At 52.1% G+C, this 3,371-nt stretch carries 2 protein-coding genes; both read left to right on the top strand.

From position 1 onward, the window contains the following. Positions 1-787, top strand: a 787-nt coding sequence (locus D5S03_RS04310; RefSeq protein WP_287042784.1) for an ABC transporter substrate-binding protein, incomplete at its 5' end; no start/stop codon positions are given. Continuing rightward, complete coding sequence (locus tag D5S03_RS04305) at positions 784-3,348, top strand: hybrid sensor histidine kinase/response regulator (protein ID WP_287042783.1); 2,565 nt, start codon at positions 784-786, stop codon at positions 3,346-3,348. The genes D5S03_RS04310 and D5S03_RS04305, both read left to right, overlap by 4 nt. Positions 3,349-3,371 lie beyond the last annotated feature (23 nt).

Genomic DNA, 3,371 nt, shown 5'->3' with positions numbered 1-3,371 from the left:
TGTTGTGCTTTTAAGCCCCACAACCTCTACTCCGAAGCTGAGCGGCATCAAGGACAATTTTTTCCGTATCCAGCCCAGCACCGATCAGCACGCAATCGCCCTGGCCCGGTATGTGTTTCATGAAAAGGAAATAGATACCTTGTGTACCCTGAGGGATATGGACAACGAAATATATGCAGATTCTTTTGAAAAACATTTTGTGCAGGAATTCAAGTCCGCCGGCGGCGAGGTAACAAATAGAAAAAAGCTTTATGCCAGCCGCAGTCAGGACTGGCTGCAGATTGCAGATGACCTGCAGCTATGTTCAGAGCAGGGCCTGTTTCTGGCCGTGTCCGGAAGGGATGTGGTCAATCTGGTGCAGGCCATTGAAAGCACTGGCTTAAGTCCTGATATTTTCAGTTCTGGCTGGGCAATGACCAGGGAGCTTCTGCGGGCGGGCGGCAGGACAGTGGAAAATATGACCTTTGTCACGACAACATCCCAGGAAAATCTGGGAACTGATTATTACGAGTTTGCAAAGAACTATAGATCAAGATTCGGCAGCGAGCCATCATTTGCAGCTGCTATGGCCTATGATGCCGCACATATTCTGGCCCTGGCCCTGGAAGAGTCTTCCGGAGACAGGGGACTGGAGCAGGCCCTCACTGAAATCCGCGATTATCCAGGACTTTACTGGCCCATAACCATAGACGAATATGGAGATGTAACAAGCCCGGTAACCATAGTCCAGGTCAGAGAGGGTGAATTTGAGGAGGTGTACAGCTTCAAGGCAGAGGATTTCGAATGAAGCCGGCACCCACTCTGACCAATATCCTGCAGCGCCTTCTGGGCTGGCGTCTTCTGCTCATCTCCATGCTGATAATCCTTGGGATCGCAGTTCTGCTGGGATATTTCCGTTATCAGGAGATCAGGAGCGAGCAGCGCCTGCAGGCGGCCAGCATTTCCTCCTACGTGCAGTCTCATATCAAGTCCCAGATGCAGACCATCAGATTTTTGTCCAGGATGGTACTTTACCCGGAATTTGAGGCCTTTGCCAGTCACTACAAGGCTCATGCCGGGCTTTTCAAGCGTTTTCTGGTTCTGGATGAATCCGGACGCATCAGGCAGGTTCTGCCCGAGATGGAGGCTTTCCAGGATTATTCCCGCATGATTCCGGCAACAGAAAGACTTGAGACTTCAGGAGAGTTTTACTTTTCCACTCCCTACATGAAGCCGGACGAATATACTGTTACAGTAAGTCTGTCTTATACAGGCCACTTCAGTAAAATTCTGGTTGCTGAGCTGGACCTGGACTCCCTGCAGGAGTTTATAACCAGGATAACCCGGATGCAAAAAGATGACCGGGTCTTTGTCCTGGACGGTTATGGTAATGTCCTGGCTCACCCTGAATCCAGCGTGGTGGCCGGGCAGTATAATCTCGGTCATCTCAGGCCCGTGGCCAGAGCTCTGCAGGGACAGACAGGTTTTCTGGGAATGGGCAGAAAATACGGTGAGCTTTATCTTTTCAGTGCGGAAAAGGTTCCGGAAGCGGAGTGGACAGTCTTTACAGCCTGGTCTGTCAAGGGACAGCTGCTGCCGGTTCTTATGCCCATTGGGTTTGCCGGGTTCCTGCTTTTTGGGTTTCTTGGCCTGCTTGTCTGGAATGTGACCTGGAGAGTGCGCCAGGACGTGATAGACCCCCTGGTCACCTTTACCGGGGAGGTGGAAAAACTGCCCCGGGGCGCTTTTGATATGGGGGTACAGAACTATGTATCTTCATTTTACGAACTGCAGGCATTAAGCAACAGCTTCCAGGATATGGCTGAAACCGTCGTGCGCAGAGAGGAGACCCTGCGACGCAGTGAACAGCGTCTGGCCGGCATCCTGGACAGCCTGGACGCTGCAGTGTACGTGGCGGATATGCATTCTGACGAGATCCTTTTTATAAACAGCTATATCCGGGAGAAAAGGGGAGATGTGATCGGCCGCAAGTGCTGGGAAGTGTTTCAGAATGCTCAGCAGGGTCCGTGTTCTTTTTGCAGAAAAGATGAGCTTAAAAATCAGTCCGGGACCCCTGAACCGGCCAGGTGGGAATATCAGGACCAGGAAACCGGAAGTTCTTATGACTGCAGGGCCATGGCCATACCCTGGAGCGACGGTCGAATGGTGCGTATTGTAATATCCACGGATATAACCGAACGCAGGGATATGGAAGCACGTCTGCATCAGGCGCACAAGATGCAGGCTGTAGGTACTCTGGCCGGGGGAATAGCTCATGATTTCAACAATATTCTGCAGGTCATAAGCGGCCACGTCAGGATGCTGCTGGAAAAAAAAGCCCAGGACGATCCGGATATAAAAAGGATAGTGCAGATACAGCAGGCCGGGGAGAGGGCTGCAAAGTTAGTGAGACAGCTTCTGACCTTCAGCCGGGAAATAGAAGGCCAGTTCAGGCCGGTTGATCTCAACCGGGAGGCTGCCGAAACGGCCTCGTTGCTTAAAAAGTCTTTTCCGGACCAAATTGCCCTGGAACTCAGACTGGATGACGGTATTAAGCCTGTTCAGGGAGATCCTGCGCAACTGGAGCAGGTTTTGCTAAACCTGTGCAACAACGCCCTGGATGCCATGCCCGAGGGAGGGAGGTTAACCATCGAGACCTCCATGGCACATTTCCAGGAGCCTCAGCTTCTGGAGCATTTCAGGGTGGAACCCGGCAGTTATGTACTGCTGAGCATCAGTGATACCGGTGAGGGCATTGACGAGGATATCAGGCAGAAAATCTTTGATCCCTTTTTTACCACTAAGGAGCCGGGCAAAGGAACCGGGCTCGGCCTGGCCTCAGTGTTCGGGATAGTGGAAAATCATCAGGGATATATAGAGTGCAGGAGCAGTCCGGGGCAGGGGGCAAAATTCAGGATTTATCTGCCTGTAGCCCCAGAAGAGGAAGCCTGCTTTTCAGACAGGGAAGAAAAAAAAGTAGACAGCTATGAGCATATTCTGGTGGTGGACGATGAGCCGGCTCTAAGGGAACTTACCCGGGAGGCCCTGGAGGAAGCAGGGTACAGGGCAAGCTGTGCAGAAAGCGGAGAGCAGGCCCTGGAAATGTATCAAAAGAATCAAGACAGTATCGCCTTGATTATAATGGACATCAATATGCCCGGCATGGGTGGGTACGAGTGTATACAGCGGCTTCTTGAACTGGATTCAGAGGTGAACATACTTGTGGTGAGCGGATATTCTCCTGAAGAAAGACTCAGGCAGTACCTCAAGTCCGGTCGCGTAGGCTTTATGGCCAAGCCTTACCGGGTGCCGGAACTTTTGTCCAGAGTGCGGGAAGCAATCGACCGGCCTGTCCAGGATGGGCAGTAGTCAGTGTGAGCTGCTTGCCCCTG

The sequence above is a fragment of the Desulfonatronospira sp. MSAO_Bac3 genome (genome assembly GCF_003838035.1).
GTDB classification, from domain to species: Bacteria; Desulfobacterota; Desulfovibrionia; order Desulfovibrionales; family Desulfonatronovibrionaceae; genus Desulfonatronospira; species Desulfonatronospira thiodismutans.
The sequence above is the reverse complement of the archived record's forward strand: the minus strand, read 5'-3'. Positions and strand labels throughout refer to the sequence as shown.